Origin of the sequence: Isoalcanivorax indicus, from assembly GCF_003259185.1 — a bacterium.
Classification (GTDB): Bacteria; Pseudomonadota; Gammaproteobacteria; order Pseudomonadales; family Alcanivoracaceae; genus Isoalcanivorax; species Isoalcanivorax indicus.
The window spans coordinates 45,539-63,224 of sequence record NZ_QGMP01000004.1; the positions used below are offsets into that span (position 1 = coordinate 45,539).

The 17,686-nt window shown below is 61.8% G+C and carries 16 protein-coding genes; 1 reads left to right on the forward strand and 15 read right to left on the reverse strand.

Features of this window, described 5'->3' with window-relative positions:
• Positions 1-47: 47 nt before the first annotated feature.
• From DKW65_RS14680 to murJ, 13 genes are all read right to left on the reverse strand, one after another.
• Positions 48-611 (reverse strand): GspH/FimT family pseudopilin, encoded by a 564-nt coding sequence (locus DKW65_RS14680; protein ID WP_111658184.1) that lies wholly within the window; start codon positions 609-611, stop codon positions 48-50.
• A gap of 120 nt (positions 612-731) precedes the next feature.
• Positions 732-1,160, reverse strand: a complete 429-nt coding sequence (locus tag DKW65_RS16130; protein WP_111658185.1) for a type IV pilin protein — start codon at positions 1,158-1,160, stop codon at positions 732-734.
• 2 nt (positions 1,161-1,162) lie between these two features.
• On the reverse strand, positions 1,163-4,519 hold the full coding sequence (locus tag DKW65_RS14690) for a pilus assembly protein (protein WP_162925900.1): 3,357 nt from the start codon (positions 4,517-4,519) through the stop codon (positions 1,163-1,165).
• 21 nt (positions 4,520-4,540) lie between these two features.
• Positions 4,541-5,083 carry a pilus assembly PilX family protein gene (locus DKW65_RS14695; RefSeq protein WP_162925901.1) on the reverse strand — a complete coding sequence of 181 codons (543 nt, stop codon included), beginning with the start codon at positions 5,081-5,083 and terminating at the stop codon, positions 4,541-4,543.
• A gap of 2 nt (positions 5,084-5,085) precedes the next feature.
• Positions 5,086-6,111 (reverse strand): PilW family protein, encoded by a 1,026-nt coding sequence (locus tag DKW65_RS14700; RefSeq protein WP_162925902.1) that lies wholly within the window; start codon positions 6,109-6,111, stop codon positions 5,086-5,088.
• A gap of 11 nt (positions 6,112-6,122) precedes the next feature.
• Positions 6,123-6,593: a type IV pilus modification protein PilV gene (gene pilV, locus DKW65_RS14705; protein ID WP_111658189.1), complete on the reverse strand. Its 471-nt coding sequence runs from the start codon at positions 6,591-6,593 to the stop codon at positions 6,123-6,125.
• On the reverse strand, positions 6,587-7,084 hold the full coding sequence (locus DKW65_RS14710) for a GspH/FimT family pseudopilin (protein ID WP_111658190.1): 498 nt from the start codon (positions 7,082-7,084) through the stop codon (positions 6,587-6,589). Before DKW65_RS14710 ends, pilV begins: the two co-directional genes overlap by 7 nt.
• Positions 7,085-7,216: 132 nt before the next feature.
• Entirely contained in the window at positions 7,217-8,149 is a 933-nt protein-coding gene (gene ispH, locus DKW65_RS14715; RefSeq protein ID WP_111658191.1) for a 4-hydroxy-3-methylbut-2-enyl diphosphate reductase, read from the reverse strand.
• 88 nt (positions 8,150-8,237) lie between these two features.
• Positions 8,238-8,708: an FKBP-type peptidyl-prolyl cis-trans isomerase gene (locus DKW65_RS14720; protein WP_111658192.1), complete on the reverse strand. Its 471-nt coding sequence runs from the start codon at positions 8,706-8,708 to the stop codon at positions 8,238-8,240.
• Positions 8,701-9,210: a signal peptidase II gene (gene lspA / locus DKW65_RS14725; RefSeq protein ID WP_111658193.1), complete on the reverse strand. Its 510-nt coding sequence runs from the start codon at positions 9,208-9,210 to the stop codon at positions 8,701-8,703. The genes DKW65_RS14720 and lspA overlap by 8 nt, the downstream gene beginning before the upstream one ends.
• The gene (gene ileS / locus DKW65_RS14730; protein ID WP_111658194.1) at positions 9,203-12,019 is read right to left on the reverse strand and encodes an isoleucine--tRNA ligase; all 2,817 of its coding nucleotides are present in this window, start codon (positions 12,017-12,019) and stop codon (positions 9,203-9,205) included. The genes lspA and ileS overlap by 8 nt, the downstream gene beginning before the upstream one ends.
• Positions 12,016-12,957, reverse strand: a complete 942-nt coding sequence (gene ribF / locus DKW65_RS14735) for a bifunctional riboflavin kinase/FAD synthetase (RefSeq protein ID WP_111658195.1) — start codon at positions 12,955-12,957, stop codon at positions 12,016-12,018. Before ribF ends, ileS begins: the two co-directional genes overlap by 4 nt.
• Positions 12,958-13,140: 183 nt before the next feature.
• A complete protein-coding gene (murJ, locus tag DKW65_RS14740) occupies positions 13,141-14,748 on the reverse strand; it encodes a murein biosynthesis integral membrane protein MurJ (RefSeq protein WP_111658295.1) in 1,608 nt (535 codons plus the stop codon).
• 234 nt (positions 14,749-14,982) lie between these two features.
• On the opposite strand from murJ, the gene rpsT reads away from it, so the two are divergent.
• A complete protein-coding gene (gene rpsT, locus DKW65_RS14745) occupies positions 14,983-15,255 on the forward strand; it encodes a 30S ribosomal protein S20 (RefSeq protein WP_111658196.1) in 273 nt (90 codons plus the stop codon).
• Between the two features lie 57 nt (positions 15,256-15,312).
• Here rpsT and proB read toward each other — a convergent pair whose 3' ends face one another.
• The gene (gene proB / locus DKW65_RS14750) at positions 15,313-16,464 is read right to left on the reverse strand and encodes a glutamate 5-kinase (protein ID WP_111658197.1); all 1,152 of its coding nucleotides are present in this window, start codon (positions 16,462-16,464) and stop codon (positions 15,313-15,315) included.
• Between the two features lie 15 nt (positions 16,465-16,479).
• Positions 16,480-17,679, reverse strand: coding sequence for an Obg family GTPase CgtA (gene cgtA / locus DKW65_RS14755; protein WP_111658198.1), 1,200 nt, complete (start codon positions 17,677-17,679; stop codon positions 16,480-16,482).
• Positions 17,680-17,686: the final 7 nt, after the last annotated feature.

Genomic DNA, 17,686 nt, shown 5'->3' on the forward strand with positions numbered 1-17,686 from the left:
CTTGCACGAGGGAGAGCATGATACCGCCCCCCGTAACGAGAGGCACGTCAGCGTGTACAAGGCAGTAGTTCAGATGCCGAGGCACGCCTGACACGACCGCTTTGCGCAACCACCAACCCCCGTGGCGATGCCAGAGCACGCCGGTCACAGATACTGAAGCGACCGGTATAGCCATAGCTCATGCCCATCGTATTGAAACGCACGCGGCGAGCGACATTCCGGTTACTGACAACCTGGACCTGCCGGACTGGCTCAGCGACCGCCAGCACTCGCCCGCCATGCGCGGTACACACGCCACGTTCGGGGTCGACGTCGCACTGGTTTTCGTTCGCGAAGTCCTCAAAGACCAGCCAGCCCTCTGACCAGTCACCTGAACCCGCCGCACAAGCATTCCCGGTTCGTGGGCAAACCACCACGGCGTAACCGCTGGTTACCGCCCCATGACGCGCCAGATTCAGATGGGCATGCAGCAGATGCTGATGTGTCTGCACCTGCTGGGCACTCATGAGCCTGCCCATTGGAGCCGATGCGACACCCCACAGCACGGAAACAAGCGCCAATACAATGAGCAGTTCAAGAAAGGTCTTGCCTGAACAGGAAGGGATATCCATGCCCCACTCCGTAACGACCGGTGAATACCGGATCAGAACAGAGTGGTGCCAAAAACGTCAGCGGCGAGAACGAACAGGTTATGTCAGCCTCGCCAGACAGGGTTTGTCAGTGACCCGCTATCATCGCCAGCACTCGTCAACGGACTGACTATTGCCTTGCGCGTCTCGCTGCCCGGCCGCGTTCAAGAGCAAGGTACCGCACTTGTTTGCACCCGTGGCACGCTGTCGCACCGCTTGCAACTGATAGTTGGACGCTGTCCGGTTGGCCGCAACGATGTTGTAGAAGCCGGTGGCTGAACTGTCGGGCCGGGGATTACATCCGACATAGGTCCCGGTGGCGGTATAACACCGTTCCATGGACGCCGCCGCCTCGACCATCGCCGCCCGGCCTTCGGATACGCGGCCGCGCTCCGTCTGGGCCTGATAAGCGGGATAGGCGATGGCCGCAAGAACACCGACAATCGCCACGACCACCATAAGTTCCAGCAGTGTAAACCCCTTCTGCGGCATGGCTCTCTCCCAATTCAGGCCCACTTCGGACATACCCATATCTACCTCACCTGACGCCAGGACTGCCTGCCGAGATCATCATCAATGCCGCGGATATTATATTGCGGCATGCCGCCTGAGGAGTCACTCCCGATAATCGTATCCGTCCCGCCCTGGCCCGTCTGCGGGGTCAACCGGGTCATGATGTTGTCCTCTCGCATACCACTGATCGGAAGGCCCTGAACATAGTCCTGGAGATCAATGACGCCATCACCATCCAGATCAATCGCGCCGCCGTCCACACGACCGCCGTTCTCCACATCCAGCACCATCAGCCAGCTTGTCCCACCTGTAGAGCAGGGATCAGAGGAGGGTATCAATGTAACGAACAAAATGAGGTCACCGCGCAGCAACGGCCGGACAACAGATCGCTCATGAGAGACCGTGCTGAGATCAACATACCAGCCCCGGTGATTGACCATCTCGTGGTCACTCACGATACGTACGCCCTGCCCATCCACTTCTGTCTCGAGCTGGATGGTCTGCTGACGGAGATCTGCGCGCGTAATGGTGTTGTTCGCGTTATCAATAATGCCATACAGCGATTGGATACCACCTGACGTTTCAGTGTCCACCGACTCCAGATATTTGCCGGTTCCGATGAAGATCATCATGTCGCCGTTTTCATTCATGCCCACTTCAGGTTTTGCCGTAATGGGCTGGCGCGTGCCGTTACGCACTGCACGAAACACCGGCCGGTTACTGTCTATTCGCCAATTCCCCTGGTTATTCTGCGTAAACTTCCAGAGATTACCGTACAGATCACCACCATAGATGGTGTCAGCGGTGCGGATATCATCGGTCGAGGACACCGCCACCACAGGGGCCATACCATTACGCGCCGTAATGCTTCCTTCGCCTGTCGGCAGCGATGCCTCCAGCGCGCCGGTCTCCGCATCAAGAATAATCAAGGCAGACTGATGCGTGGGGCTGTTGTAACCGTTACCAGCGACTACCACCCAACGGCTCTCGCGGTTGCCACCGGTGCCCACCACCGTGCGCACCAGCGAGACTTCATCCATACCTTCACCCATATGCTGGTAGGCAGGATGCCCTGGCCCGACCTCCCAAAGCACACTGGGATTATCCGGATCAGAAACATCCAGCGCGAACATGCCACGACCACCCACACCCGGCGTACCAACCAGCACCGTACGCCATTCACCATCTATATAGGCGTCCGTTACTGTGGGAGAGCCATCCACGAAATAACGATGGGTATACTCAGGGTCCGTCAACCGCGGCAGCTCGGAGATAAGGAAGGAGGGAACATAAGCAAACCGCTCAACGCCGGTATTGGCATCCAGGCCATGCAACATGCCGCCATTCGAGCCGACATAGATCATGGGGTCTCGCTGCCGCTTGTTGAAAACAAACTCAGGGTATGACGTACCCTCCGCTCCAGATATCGCCTGATAACCAAAAGTCTCACGGCCGGTGTAAGCGGGATCGGAGTTCACGATATCCGCCAGCCGGGATTCCCGATTCCGGAAAGTGCCGCCATTCCGAAGCTCATCACCGTGGTAACCCAACACGTAAGAGAGCACTTTCTGACCCTGGCCATCGCCACCGAGGGCCGTACGCTGGGCTGCTGATATCTGATTCCAGTCGAAGCGCACTTGCTCACCGGTCTCCGAGTTAAGCGTCCATACTCTGCGCTGCTCAACCGTACGTTGATCCAGATTCTGCGCCGCGCTCCATCTTGGATTGTTTGACACAGAGCCATCACGGTTTATGCGGAAAGCCACCAGATCACCGCTCCAGTCGCCGCTATTGAAACGGGCCTGGTAGACATAGCTTTCGCCATCAAGGCGCGTCGAGTTGGTGGCGATGGCTGCGGAGGATGAGTTGCCACGATCAATAATACTCCGCAACACCCCTGACAACTCCCTGGAGAAGGTATCAGGGTCCTGCGCACTGAAAAAACCGCCCCGGCTATTAATGGCCGCATGCAACAAGTCATCCAGCTTGAAGCGAGGATCTGTTGTGGAATGGGGGTTCGGCCAAGCAATCGCTGTTCGATTTTCGAAAGCCTCCCATGCAGTCGCCGGGTCGATGGTTCCAGACACGCCCAACCCGACGCCATATGTCACCATATGCTGCCAAAAGGCAGGGTTGAAGCTGGTGTATGGAACACGGTTAGCCATATCCGGCTGCAGATCATTCTTCCAGTAATACATGGCGACGTCAGCCAGAGTATCAGCATGAGCATCCTGGAACGGCGGCCCCGGCCGATACTGATAGCTCCTGCCATCAGGGGCCCGATGCACAGGACCCTCATTCCCGTCGACATTACCGGTCGCTTGCCCAGCAGCATCGCCATTCCAGTATCCATCAGTCATCAATACCGTGTAACTCTGGCGGCATTCAAAGCTATCCCCGCCAGCAAAGCCAGGGGTTGTGCTCCACGGCCCCCTGTCACCTGTGCGCTGATAATATTTACCCGCATCATCCAGCGCCCTGCGCAATGGAGTCCCACCACTCGCGGTCGCGCCATGAAGCCAGTCGAAGAACTGGGATCTGTAGTTCAATCCCGCCCCAGGATCGTCTCTGAAAGGGCGAACCCCACGAATAATCGTCTGCGTAGCAGTACCGTCCACAGTGGACGAGCTGGCATTGATCGCCCCATACCCGAGACGCATGGCATCCGGCTGCTGATCAAACGCAAAAGCGATACCCGCTTTCGACGACATCAGACGTGTTCTATAGAAAGAAAACCAGTTGGCGAAATTTTGCCTTTCGGCTTCCGTGACATTAACCCTCTGGTGACAAGAGTCCGGATACGGATTGGTCCTGCATTGTGCTGAATCAACAAACCTGAAATAGAAAGCCTGGCCCGCAGCCGCATTGTGACTAATGGTAAATCGAGCAATACCTGTACCTGCTGCGTCATTAATAATAGCTCGATAATTTGTCGCCAAATTAATTTTTGAGCCGCTCTGCGCGTAGCCATCCACCCATGCATCATTGAAATTCGAGTTCGGGAAGTAGGTCCCATCCCCTCTGGGAGGGGGGGCATAAGTAATATCAGGATTATAGTACTGCTGATTGACATGACTGGATGCAAGATAATTTTGATTGGTCAGATGCCGGTAGGACATAGAGGAAAAACCAGCGTAAGTTCCGCTGCTGCACCCCCACCCACAACCACCAGTGGAGCCGAAATTCGGAGCACTCGCAAGCTCATCGGGCATATACGCCCAGCGCATTGACCCCGAATCGTCGAGAATAAACATCACATTGGGCTCAACCCCCGATGACACAAAGAGCGGCACCTGGGAAAGAGAAACCGCATATACGGGACGCGCAGACATCACGCATGCCAACAGCACCCATCCAAACAACGTCAAGCGTTTCATTATCTTTCTCCTGTCCGGCATTCAGCGTCGATAGACGCTCTGCAGGATGACAACGGTCCCCGGGTTTCTGCCGAAACCACGGGCCGTAACCCGATAGATATCGATCTCTTCAAGCGCTTCGCCTCCGCCCAGGGCTCGCGAACCGCCCGGCGTTTCCTCAACCACCACCGCGGGCAGCTGCTCTATAAAGAATTGTGGCGCCACCACGCCTTCATATTCACCGCTGTAGTTGATCGCGCCGCCTCGCCCCGTTTCCGAGGGCGACTGCTCCCACCGCGGCTTGCTGGTGCTGGTCCAGGCGTGCCAGCCATTTGCGCCGTTGAATTCCGGCAGAACCGCCACATCCAGAGCGGCCTCGCCTTCACGCAACGCAGCTTCAGCCGACTGAAATGCAAGATTCTGGTCTTGCAACGACCCAGCCATGCGCTCCTGCATTGCCGTATTACGAAGAGCCGCGATACCAATGAGCGTCAGGATAAGCAGCAGCACCAGACTCATGACCAGCGCCGCACCCGACTGATTTTCGCGTCTGCCAGATGACTGTTTCAGGGGCTCATGTCTCATGATCATCGCGTCCTGTTCCTCAGGGAAACCGTTGTCGTCATCACATGCCGCAAGCGCCGGTCGCCAGGCTCTATCAGATCTTCGTCAAAGCGCAGAACCTGCGGTTCGTCAATGAGATTGTCCCGTGCGCCACTCAGCAGCAGCGAAATACGCACACTGGCCACATTACCCCACCAGCCCTGATTCTGGACTCTGCTGGCACGCGCGTATTCGTCTACTATGCCGTCGCCATTGCGATCCACGCCGTACCTTACTGTCATACGCTCTACGCCATCGGCCAGTTCTTCTGCTGGCCTGATGTTGGAGCGCCTGAACAGCGCTGGCCGCCCCCCCGTACCAGGAGCGATATAGAAGATCGTGGAGGTCACCCGGGACACATTCGAACCGTCATCGAAGGCCCCGAGATTGGTGGTACTGTTACCCGGCGAAGCACTACCGCCGCTGTTGTGCACCACCACATTGTTGCCCTGCGTATTGGTGATCTGGAAAACCGTTGCCGTGTTGCAATCTGATATGAGAACGATGTCATCCGGCCGCAGATCATGCGGCGCGCTGACCTGGGTATTGGCGGAATTTTGCGACGGACCGATACGGAAGGGTGCGACTACACTGATCTGGCTGGATGCGGCACTGCGCAATACAAGGATATCGCTGCCGGGCGAGGGATTAAGCCCGGCCACACCATTCGGCAAGGCTGGCGTCCAGCCTGCCCCAGCCGCTTCAAACCCCTGCACAGGCTCATTGAAGTTGAACAGGAAGTTCTCGACCTGATTACTGGATCGCAATACGTTAGTGATATCTATATTCCGGCGACAACCGAAATAGCCAGCGACTCTCGCTTCACGACTGAGCACCTGAAACGCGAAGCGGCCATTCTCCTGCAGGCGAGACATGTCATCCTGCAGAACATAGGCCATGCGTCCACTGGTATAGACCTGGGATAGTCCGGCGATCAGCAGGGCGCCCACCACCAGCGCCACCATGATTTCCACTATCCCGACGCCGCCCTGCGCCTTACGGCTTTTCACGCTTCGCATCTTCATAGCTGACTCTGGATTATTATGGTTCGAATACGCTCGTCTTCGTCCTCAGTCCAGCGAGCATCAAGCCACGAGATCGTCACCGTGGTACGGCCGTCATTATCGACGTTGATTGCAGCGCCTGTTCCATTACCCTCCTGGGGCAGCAGTCCTGCGCGTTCTTCATCGCCAAGAATCACCAGCAACCACTCGCGTACGTCTTGCGCTGCGATGGAGTCACCGGCCGGAGGACCGTCATTAAGCCGACGATTGTAGTTACCCGCCAGGGCGGCCTCCCGATTGGCCCGCATGCGGTCGAGAATGTCATACCCCAGATAGTTGGCCTGACTGGCCAGATGCGCACTGTGGTTCATCTGAATGCCACGCGTCTGCAGTCCCGCCAGCCCGAGCAGACCGATCGACAGGATCAGCAGCGCCACCAGCACTTCCATAAGACTGAAGCCACGTTGCTTCGCGCGGGTTCTCAGCATGGCCGACTCTCCACATAAACTCGCCCACCGGCGCGCACAAAGATCATCCGACGCTGCTCGGGACCACAGGCTGCTCGCGAAAGTGTAATCTGCTCGGCGCTATTGTTATGACGCTCGCCCTGGCCCGTGAAGCGCACCAGCCCGCCAGCGGCGTTGATATCCGCGCTGCCATATTCGACCCGGATCACTTCGTTGGCACCGCCAGGCCCCGTATTGGTCGCACCGGGATTGGCGTAGACGATCCAGCCTTGCCCCCATTGGCCATCGCAGGCCAGGCCATCGCTGGAGCCACAGGCAACCACAGGCTGGCCACGGCGCAATGCCTCACTACGGGCAAGCTGCAGCGCCCCCAGCACATTGTTGCTCTGGGTGGTCATCTGGTTGTTTCTTATCATCTGCCCAAGGCTCGGTATGCCGATGGCCATCACGATGGACAGCAAAACCAGCGTAATCATGAGCTCAATCAGGGTAAAACCAGCTATTTTTCTCATGATGCCTTTGTACCCCCTGGAATCAGCAAGCGTAAGCGTCAGCAGATCAAGCGGGGACAATCGCCGACAAGCGGGGCCCGCGCCTTGATGCGGTTCTCAGAACAAGGGAATGTGGACCACCCCGGGCAGTCCTCAGCGCAGCCCTTTCGGCATCGCAAAGCGGATGGTCTCTTCACGCCCGGGCACCTCTTCCGGGGTGTTACCCCCCAGTTCGTTCAGGCGAGCCACCACCTGCCGCACCAGGGTTTCCGGGGCGCTGGCGCCGGCGGTGACGCCGACGGAGGCCTTGCCGGCCAGCCAGGCGGGGTCGATCTGCTCGGGGCCGTCGATCAGGTGGGCCGGGGTGCCGCAGCGCTCGGCAAGCTCGCGCAGGCGGTTGGAGTTGGAGCTGTTGGGGCTGCCGACCACCAGCACCAGCTGGGTTTCCAGCGCCAGCTGGCGCACAGCGTCCTGGCGGTTGGTGGTGGCGTAGCAGATATCCTCGCGGCGCGGGCCATGGATATCGGGGAAGCGGGCACGCAGCGCCTCGATGATGCGGGCGGTATCGTCCACAGACAAGGTGGTCTGGGTCACGAACGCCAGCTTGTCCGGGTGGCGCACCTGGAGGGCCGCCACATCGGCTTCGTCTTCGACCAGGTAGATGGCGCCGCCGTGGGAGGTGTCGTATTGCCCCATGGTGCCTTCCACCTCGGGGTGCCCGGCGTGGCCGATGAGGATGCTCTCGCGGCCCTCGCGGGCGTACTGGATGACCTCTTTGTGCACCTTGGTGACCAGCGGGCAGGTGGCATCAAATACCCGCAGCTCGCGGCGCCCGGCCTCATCCTGCACGGCGCGGGCAACGCCATGGGCGGAGAAGATCACGATAGCGTCTTCGGGCACCTCGTCGAGCTCCTCGACAAACACAGCGCCCCGGTTGCGCAGGTCATCCACCACAAAGCGATTGTGGACCACTTCATGGCGCACATAGACCGGTGGACCGTAGACCTCAAGGGCACGGTTGACGATATCAATCGCGCGATCTACGCCAGCGCAGAAGCCGCGAGGGTTGGCGAGTCGGATGTGCATGCCGGGGTCCTGTTCGCTATGCCCGAGGTGTGACGAGTCGAAAGTGAGACGAGCCGATAGTGTACCGCGCCGGAGGGCACGGCGGCCATCAGCGCAGGGTCACGGGCTGCTCGGGCGCGTGATGGGCGACGTCGATGATCTCCACTTCGAAGGTCAGTTCACGCCCCGCCAGCGGGTGATTGAAGTCCACGGTGACCCAGTCATCGTCCACGGTGGTGATGACGCCGGGCAGTTCGGCGCGGGCGGCGTCGGCAAAGTTCATGACCACGCCCGGGGACAGGTCGCTGCCCTCCGGAAAGCTGTCGACCCGAAAATGCTGCACATTGTCCGGGTTGTAGTCACCAAACCCGTCCTCGGCGGCCAGAAAAACGCTGCGACGGTCGCCCGCCTTGAGCCCGAGCAACGCGCGCTCGAAGCCAGGCAGTAGCGACTCGTCACCCCAGACGAAGCTGGCGGGCTCACCGCCAAAGGTCGTGTCCAGCTCGGTGCCGTCCATCAGGCGCACCGCAAAATGCAGGGTGATGCGCTTTTGCGGGCCGGCCTTGAGATGATCAGTCATGGGAACGTCTGCCTGCCATAAACATGTCCAGAATGATCAGCGCGGCGCCCACGGAAATCCCCATGTCGGCCACGTTGAACGCCGGAAAATGCCAGCCTGCCCAGTGGAAATCGAGAAAGTCCACCACATGGCCGTGCACGATGCGATCCCACAGGTTGCCCAGCGCGCCCCCCAGGATCAGGGCCAGGGCCAGGGCCACCACGGGGCCGTCACGGCCGCGCAGCAGCCAGACCAGAATCACCACACTGGCGATCACCGCAATGATGCTGAAGAACCAGCGCTGCCAGCCGCCCGCACCGGCCAGAAAACTGAAGGCCGCGCCTTCGTTGTAGGCCAGCGTCAGATTGAAGAACGGCAAGATCTCCACCGGCTGATACAGGGTCAGCGCGGCATCGGCCCAGCCTTTCGTCCACAGGTCCAGCACCAGCACCACCAGCGTGATCCACAACCAGTGAAGGCGACGCCAGGACACCGGGCCCAGCCAGTTGTTTGCCTCAGGCATAGTGACGCACCTCGCCCTGCCCTTCGATATTGTCCACACAGCGGCCGCAGATCTCGGGGTGCTCCGGATGGCTGCCCACGTCCTCGCGGTGGTGCCAGCAGCGCGCACACTTGGTGTGCGGTGAAGCCGTAATGGCCACCTTCAACCCGGGCATCAGCGAGTCCGCCAGATCGGCAGGCGCTTCGGACAGCGGTTTCAGCGTGGCGGTGGAGGTAATCGTCACGAAGCGCAGCTCATCACCCAGACACGCCAGCAGCGCCTGCACCTTCTCATCGGCATACAGCACAGCGTCAGCGGCCAGATTGGCGCGCACCACCTTCTGGTTCCGGGCGTCTTCGATGGCCTTGTTCACCGCCTGCTTGGCCAGTTGCACCTGCTGCCAGAAGGTCGCGTCCATGCTCGCCTCGGCGGGCAGACGGAACAGGCCGTCGTACCACTCCACCAGGAATACGGATGCGTCCCGCTCACCGGGCAGGTGCTGCCAGATTTCCTCGGCGGTAAAGCTGAGAATCGGCGCCATCCAGCGCGCCAGCGCTTCGGCGATGTGATACAGCGCCGTCTGGCAGGAACGTCGGGCGCGCGAATCGGTCTGCGTGGTGTACTGGCGGTCCTTGATGATATCCAGATAAAAACCGCCCAGATCCACAGCACAGAAATGATGGATGCGCTGATACACCTGATGGAACTGGAAGCTGTCGTACAGGCCGCGAATCTCGTCCTGCAAGGCCGCCGCACGGTGCACGACCCAGCGGTCCAGCGCCAGCATGTCGTCCGGTGCCAGCGCATTGGTGGCCGGATCAAAGCCGTTCAGGTTGGCCAGCAGGAAACGCGCCGTATTACGGATGCGGCGGTAGGCATCGCCCATCTGCTTGAGAATATTGTGCGACACACTCATCTCGCCGCGATAGTCGGTGGCCGCTACCCACAGACGCAGGATGTCGGCGCCGAGGGTCGACGTCACTTCCTGCGGCGCGATCACATTGCCCAGCGACTTGGACATCTTGCGGCCGTCTTCGTCCACGGTAAAACCGTGGGTCAGCACGGTCTTGTAGGGCGGCGTGTTGCGGATCGCCAGGCTGGTCAGCAGCGAGGACTGGAACCAGCCGCGGTGCTGATCGGAGCCTTCCAGATACAGATCAGCGGGCTGCGACAGGGCCGGGTTCTGATCCAGCACACAGAAATGTGTCACGCCGGAATCGAACCACACATCCAGCGTGTCGGTGACTTTCTGGTAGCGACTGGCGTCGGCGCCCAACCCCTGTTCCGCCAGGAAAGCCTCGGCATCCAGTTCGAACCAGGCGTCGATACCGGCCACTTCGACTTTCTTCGCCACGGCTTCAATCAGCCGCAATGTTTCCGGGTGCGGCGTGCTGGTTTCGCGGTCCACGAACAGGGCAATGGGCACGCCCCAGGTGCGCTGGCGCGAGATGCACCAGTCCGGGCGATCACGCAGCATGCCTTCGATACGTGCCTTGCCCCAATCCGGCAGCCAGGTCACCTGGTTGACCGCCTCGTTGGCGCGCGCATGCAGGCCCGCCTGATCCATGCTCACAAACCACTGCGCCGTGGCACGGAAGATCAGCGGCGTCTTGTGGCGCCAGCAATGCGGATAGCTGTGGGTGATTTTTTCATCCGCCACCAGATGACCGGCTTCGCGCAGGGCATCCAGCACCGGCTCGTTCGCCTTGGTCACATGCAGGCCGCCTACCACGGGCGCGCCTTGTGCAAACACTCCGTTGTCCAGCAAGGGGCTGTCGGTGTCCAGGCCATAGCGCTGGCCGACAATAAAGTCATCCTGACCGTGGCCGGGCGCGGTGTGCACGCAACCGGTACCGGCATCGGTGGTGACGTGATCACCCAGAATCACCGGCACCTGCGTGCCCAGGAACGGGTGCTGCAACAGCAGGCTTTCGAGCGCCGCCCCTTTGAAGATGGCTGAACGCGCAGGCGCCTCCATGCCGGCGCGCGCCGCCACGGTGTCGGCCAGTTCAGACGCCACGACCAATGCCCGACCGGCGCCGCTCAGTACGACGTAATCCAGCTCCGGATGCACGGCCACCGCCTTGTTGGCCGGCAGGGTCCAGGGCGTGGTGGTCCAGATCGCCACCGCCACCTGGTCAGCCGTGACGCCGGTACGTGCGGCAAAATCGGCGGCGTCGACAACAGGAAAGGCAACATCAATGGAGAAGGACTGCTTGTCCTGATATTCCACTTCCGCTTCCGCCAGCGCGGAACCGCAATCCAGACACCAGTGCACCGGCTTGAAGCCTTTTTGCAAATGGCCGTTATCCACGATACGCCCCAACGCACGGATAATGTTCGCCTCGAAGGCGTAATCCATGGTCAGGTAGGGACGATCCCAGTCACCGAACACGCCCAGGCGTTTGAAATCCTCGCGCTGGCCGTCCACCTGACTGGCGGCATATTTGCGGCACTCTGCGCGGAACGTCGCGGCATCCACCTTGTGCCCGGGCTTGCCGACTTTCTGCTCCACCTTGTGCTCGATGGGCAGGCCATGGCAGTCCCAACCCGGCACATAGGGGGCATCAAAGCCGCTCAGCGTGCGCGACTTGATAATGATGTCCTTGAGAATCTTGTTGACCGAATGACCGATATGAATGCTGCCGTTGGCGTACGGAGGGCCATCGTGCAGGATGTATTTCGGCTTGCCGGCAAAGCGCGCGCGGATGGCCGCATAAAGGTCATCCTGCGCCCAGCGGGCCAGTTGTTCCGGTTCACGCTGGGCCAGCCCGGCTTTCATCGGGAAGGGGGTGTCTGGCAGGTTCAGCGTCGACTTGTAGTCGGTCATAGGGTAGTGCCTTCTCTCGCAAACCAGTGTCTGGCGTTGTCGATATCGTTGTGGATGGCGTCACGCAGGGCATCCAGCCCGTCGAACTTCTTTTCCGGCCGCAGATGATGCCGCAGGGCGACCTCCAGGTGGCGGCCATACAGGTCGCCCTGATAATCCAGCAGGTGCACTTCCAGGCGCCAGTCGCGGCCGTTGACGCTGGGTCGACTGCCCATATTGGCGACTGCGGCATGATCTGTCAGCCCGGCGCCGTTCACCGTGACGGCAAACACGCCGGTGATCGGCACGCGCAGGCGGCGCAGCGGCAAGTTGGCGGTGGGCACACCCAGGGTACGGCCAATATGGTCACCGTGGTGCACGCGGCCGCTGATGCCATAGGGTCGCCCCAGCAGGGCTTCGGTTTCCGCCAGGTCGCCACGCGCCAGGGCGTCACGCACCCGGGTGCTGGACACACGCGCTCCGGCGGCTTCGCAGGTGGGCGTGTCTTCCACGCTAAAACCGTGGCGGCGGCCGGCCTGCTGCAAATAAGCAAAATCACCTTCGCGTCCGCTGCCGAAGCGGAAATCATCACCAATCACCAGATGGCGCACGCCGAGGCCATCCACCAGCAGGTTACGCACAAAGTCTTCAGCACTCTGGCAGCGGAAGGCGTTGTCGAAACGGGCGCAGAAGACCTGATCGACGCCGAGGTGGGCCAGGGTGCGCAGCTTGTCGCGCAGGGACATGAGGCGCGCAGGGGCCTGCTCGGGTGCAAAGAACTCCTGCGGCTGCGGCTCGAACAGCATCACGGTGCTGGCCACGCCCAGGGCGCGAGCCTGCTCACGCACGCGGTCCAGTATCTTGCGGTGGCCAAGGTGCACGCCATCGAAGTTGCCGATGGTGGCCACGCAGCCGTACTGGGCCCGGTGGAGGTTATGTGTGCCGCGAATCAGATGCATGCCGGTGGCTTGGTCCTGGTCGGGTGGCGGACGAGGCGGCCCGACAGGGCATCCCGGAACCCGCCGTGAACCCGTCCATGGGGGCTTGCGTTCGGCATCCATGCCTCACACAGTTCCGGGATGCCCTGTCGGGCCGCCTCATCCTTCGCGTCAAGGTTCATGCGAAAGGCCGGATTATAGGGGTCAGCGGCGCAGGTGACGAGGCCTCATGCCCAGAAGCAGCAGCGCGAGGGTATAAATCAGCATGCCGGCCACCACCACACCCAGCAAGGCGGCGGCGCGGGTCCAGGCCGTGGCCTCGAACCAGAGGCTGGTGCTGGCGGCAAGATAATGGACGCCCAGGGCCATGGCCAGGCCAGCCAGACCGATGCGGGTGAGTTGGCGCCCCCAGCCCGGGGTCGGGGTATAGAAACCTGCCAGGCTGAGGCCGCGCCAGAGCAGCAGGGCGTTGAGCCAGGCAGACAGGGCCGTGGCCAGGGCCAGGCCGACGTGGCGCAGGTGCCAGACGAGGATCAGGTTGAAGACCATGTTGGCGACCATGGCGATGATGCCGATCTTGACCGGAGTGCGGGTGTCCTGGCGGGCGAAGAAGCCGGGGGCCAGGATCTTGATCAGCATGAAGGCGACCACGCCGAAGGCGTAGGCGCGCAGGGATGCGGCGGACTGCTCCACATCGAACAGGGTGAAGTCGCCATACAGGAACAGGGCGGCCAGAAGAGGCTCGCTGATCACGGACAGGGCCAGGGCGGCGGGCAGACCGACGAGGATCACCAGGCGCACGCCCCAGTCGAGGGTACGGGAAAATTCCGCCGGGGACGCCGTGACATGGGTCTTCGACAGGCTTGGCAGGATCACGGTGCCGATGGCGATGGCGAAGATACCCAGGGGCAGCTCGACAAGGCGATCGGAATAGTAGAGCCAGGTGACGCTGCCGGTTTCCAGCAGGGAGGCGAGCACGGTGTCGAGCAGCAGGTTGATCTGGCTGACGGAGACGCCGAACAGGGCGGGCGCCATCAGGGCCATGATCTTTTTCACGCCGGGGTCGCCGAAGCGCACCTGGGGGCGCGGCATCAGGCCGATGCGCGCCAGGAACGGCAACTGGAACAACAGCTGCGCCATGCCGGCGGCCAGCACACCCCAGGCGAGGGCCACGGCCATGCGCTCTTCCACAAACAGGGGGGTGGCGAACAAGGCGGCGCCAATGAGGCTGATATTCAGCAGCACCGGGGTAAAGGCGGGTACGGCAAAGCGGCCCCAGGTGTTGAGGATGCTGCCCGCAAAGGCGGTCAGGGCGATAAAGAACAGGTACGGGAAGGTCAGCCTCAGCATTTCCACGGCCAGGGCGCGCTTGTAGGGGTCATCCCCGAACCCCGGAGCAAACACGGTGATCAGCACCGGGGCGCCGACCACCCCGATGACCGTGACCAGTATGAGCACCGAACCCAGGGTGCCCGCCACCCGATTGACCAGCAGGCGCACGGCCTCGGGGGCGCCCTTGCTCTTGTATTCGCTGAGCACCGGCACAAAGGCCTGATTGAAGGCACCCTCGGCGAACAGGCGGCGCAGGAAGTTGGGAATGCGGAAGGCGACGAAGAAGGCGTCGGTACCCGCAGAAACGCCGAACACGCGCGCCAGGATCACGTCCCGGGCCAGGCCGAGCACGCGCGACAGCAGGGTCATGCTGCTGACCACCAGGGTCGAGGCCATCAGGCGCCCGGGACGGCCCGGCGGGGGCGTCTCCGCCGGGCCGGGAGGCACATCCTGTGGGCCGCTCGGGGGGCGCGGCGGCATCTCTGCGGGCTCGCTCATGGACTCTCCGTGAAAACCGGGCAAGCGTAGCCGGAACCGGCATGTCACGCTACCCCGCCGCGCCCGGCCAGCCCCCGAAAAAACCCGTTTCCCCTGCCCTGCCTCCCTTGACAATCCACCCCGCCATCGGCATAGTTGCGCGTCTTTCAGGCAGGTGGGGCACGTGTGCCCGTATTCTGCCCGCGATGACAACCTAATTTCGACAGGAGCAGGACCTTGGCTAACTCACCGCAAGCGCGAAAGCGTGCTCGTCAGGCGGAGAAGCGTCGTCAGCACAATGCAGCAATGCGCTCCATGGTGCGGACCTACCTCAAGAAGGTAAACGCGGCCATTGCGTCCGGTGACCAGCAGTCTGCTCAGGCAGCGTATACGAAAGCTGTTTCGGTCCTGGACAAGGCCACCCGCAAGGGCAAGTTTCACCCCAACAAGGCAGCTCGCCACAAGAGCCGCCTGAACGCCAAAGTCAAGGCGCTGGGTGCCGCTGCCTGAGGTTAACCTCTCGCAGCAATAAAAAAACCGGCCAATGGCCGGTTTTTTTATTGCCTGTCAGAACACCACCATGTTGTCGCGGTGGATCAGCTCTTCTTCGTTCCTGTAGCCCAGAATAGCCTGGATCTCGCTGCTCTTGCGGCGAACCAGCCTTGCGGCCTCATCAGCATCGTAGTTCACCAGACCACAGGCCACACGCTGGCCCTGCTCATCCTCACAGGCCACCATCTCACCGCGTGAGAACTGGCCCTGCACGGCGGTGACGCCCACAGGCAACAGGCTCGAACCGGCTTCGCGCAGGCGCTTGACGGCGCCCGCATCCAGAGTCAGGCGGCCGCGCATCTGCAGGTGCCCGGCCAGCCATTGTTTGCGGGCATTGTAGGGGCTGGTATCGGGCAACAGGGTAGTGCCCGGCGCTTCGCCCGCAGCGAGCGCTGCCAGCACTTCAGGGCTGCGGCCGCTGGCGATGGTGGTGCGGGCGCCGCTGCGGGCGGCCAGCGTGGCCGCACGCACCTTGGTAATCATGCCGCCACGCCCCAGCGGGCCACCGGAACCGCCCGCCACCTCCATCAGGCGCGGATCGGAAGCCTGGGCCTCACGGATCAGCGGGGCCTCCGGGTCCTTGCGCGGGTCGCGTTCATACAGACCATTCTGGTCCGTGAGGATCACCAGGCGATCGGCCTCGACCAGATTGGCCACCAGCGCCGCCAGGGTATCGTTATCACCGAACCGGATTTCATCGGTGACCACGGTGTCGTTCTCGTTGACCACGGGAACCACCTGCAGGCGCAGCAGCGTCAGCAGGGTGGCACGGCCATTCAGATAACGGGTGCGGTCAGACAGGTCATCGTGGGTCAGCAACACCTGGGCGGTGTGCAACCCGTGCACCTGGAAACGGGATTCCCAGGCCTGCACCAGCCCCATCTGGCCCACGGCCGCAGCAGCCTGCAGGGCATGTATGGAGTCAGGGCGCTGCGACCAGCCGAGGCGGCGCATCCCTTCGGCCACCGCGCCAGAGGACACCACGACCACTTCGATGCCCTGTGCACGCAGAGCCACCATCTGGTCGACCCAGCGCTGCATCAGGTGGGTATCCAGCCCGGCGCCGTTATTGGTCAGCAGCGCGCTGCCTATCTTGATGACCCAGCGCGCCCGGCGGCGACTGTCCTGCTGCTCCATTGACTGTGCCTGATCCTGCTGCTGACTCATGCGCACCTGGCCCGGTTAGGGGGAATAGATGATTTCCACGTCATGGTCATCATCGTCGTCGTCATCATCGCTGTCATCCCCTGCCGCCAGACGCGCCAGGCGGGCCTGGGCCTTGAGCAGCTGCACGCGCTCGCGGGCCTCTTCTTCCAGCTGCTCGCGCAAGGCCTGTTGCTGCTCGGCATAATCCGGGTCCTCCTGCTCGCGCAGGCGGCGCTCCTCGATGGCGTTCATCAGGGCAAACACCAGCGCCTCGGTGCCCTCACCGGTGGCGGCAGAAATGCGATGCACTTCGCCCTCCCAGCCCAGCCGACTCACCAGATCATTGCAGTACTCGTCCTGCATGTCCGCCGGCACCAGATCCACCTTGTTCAGCACCAGCCAGCGCTCCTGGGCTGCCAGCGCCGGGGAAAACTTGTCCAGCTCTTCGGCAATGGCCTGCGCATGCAGCACCGGGTCAGCGCCGTCCGGCGGGGCGACATCCAGCACGTGCAGCAACAGGCGCGTGCGCGCCAGATGCTTGAGGAAGCGAATACCGAGACCCGCACCTTCCGCCGCCCCCTCGATCAGACCGGGAATATCGGCCATGACGAAGCTGCGATAGCGGTCGGCCTTGACCACGCCCAGGTTGGGCACCAGCGTGGTAAACGGATAATCCGCGACTTTCGGCTTGGCCGCCGAGACCGCACGAATCAGGGTGCTCTTGCCCGCATTGGGCAAGCCAAGCAGGCCTACGTCGGCCAGCACTTTCAGCTCCAGACGCAGTTGCCGCGATTCCCCTTCGGAGCCGGGGATCGTGCGCCGTGGCGCGCGGTTGGTGCTGCTCTTGAAATGCGTGTTGCCGAGACCACCGCGCCCCCCCCTGGCCACCAGAATGCGTTCGCCGTCGTGGGTCAGGTCCGCCAGCACGGCATCAATGGCGGTATCCACCACCGTGGTGCCCACCGGCACCTTCAGCACGATATCGTCGGCGGATTTGCCGGTGCACTGGCGGCCCTGACCCTGGGCGCCATTCTTCGCCCGGAACAGGCGCTCATAGCGGTAATCCACCAGGGTATTGAGGTTGCTGTCCGCCTCGATCCAGACATTACCGCCCGCACCGCCGTCGCCGCCATCCGGGCCACCGTACTCGATGTATTTCTCACGCCGGAAGCTGAGGCAACCATCACCCCCCTTTCCGGCATGCACATCGATCACGGCTTCATCAACAAACTTCATGGTGTTC

Bases quoted from the DNA above. Each gene is read 5' to 3' on its own strand.
- DKW65_RS14680 (WP_111658184.1), bottom strand. From the start codon at position 611: ATGGATATCCCTTCCTGTTCAGGCAAGACCTTTCTTGAACTGCTCATT.
- DKW65_RS14720 (WP_111658192.1), bottom strand. From the start codon at position 8,708: ATGACTGATCATCTCAAGGCCGGCCCGCAAAAGCGCATCACCCTGCAT.
- lspA (WP_111658193.1), bottom strand. From the start codon at position 9,210: ATGCCTGAGGCAAACAACTGGCTGGGCCCGGTGTCCTGGCGTCGCCTT.
- cgtA (WP_111658198.1), bottom strand. From the start codon at position 17,679: ATGAAGTTTGTTGATGAAGCCGTGATCGATGTGCATGCCGGAAAGGGG.
- DKW65_RS14695 (WP_162925901.1), bottom strand. From the start codon at position 5,083: ATGAGACATGAGCCCCTGAAACAGTCATCTGGCAGACGCGAAAATCAG.
- DKW65_RS16130 (WP_111658185.1), bottom strand. From the start codon at position 1,160: ATGGGTATGTCCGAAGTGGGCCTGAATTGGGAGAGAGCCATGCCGCAG.
- ribF (WP_111658195.1), bottom strand. From the start codon at position 12,957: ATGCATCTGATTCGCGGCACACATAACCTCCACCGGGCCCAGTACGGC.
- ileS (WP_111658194.1), bottom strand. From the start codon at position 12,019: ATGACCGACTACAAGTCGACGCTGAACCTGCCAGACACCCCCTTCCCG.
- DKW65_RS14690 (WP_162925900.1), bottom strand. From the start codon at position 4,519: ATGAAACGCTTGACGTTGTTTGGATGGGTGCTGTTGGCATGCGTGATG.
- ispH (WP_111658191.1), bottom strand. From the start codon at position 8,149: ATGCACATCCGACTCGCCAACCCTCGCGGCTTCTGCGCTGGCGTAGAT.
- DKW65_RS14710 (WP_111658190.1), bottom strand. From the start codon at position 7,084: ATGAGAAAAATAGCTGGTTTTACCCTGATTGAGCTCATGATTACGCTG.
- murJ (WP_111658295.1), bottom strand. From the start codon at position 14,748: ATGCCGCCGCGCCCCCCGAGCGGCCCACAGGATGTGCCTCCCGGCCCG.
- pilV (WP_111658189.1), bottom strand. From the start codon at position 6,593: ATGCTGAGAACCCGCGCGAAGCAACGTGGCTTCAGTCTTATGGAAGTG.
- proB (WP_111658197.1), bottom strand. From the start codon at position 16,464: ATGAGTCAGCAGCAGGATCAGGCACAGTCAATGGAGCAGCAGGACAGT.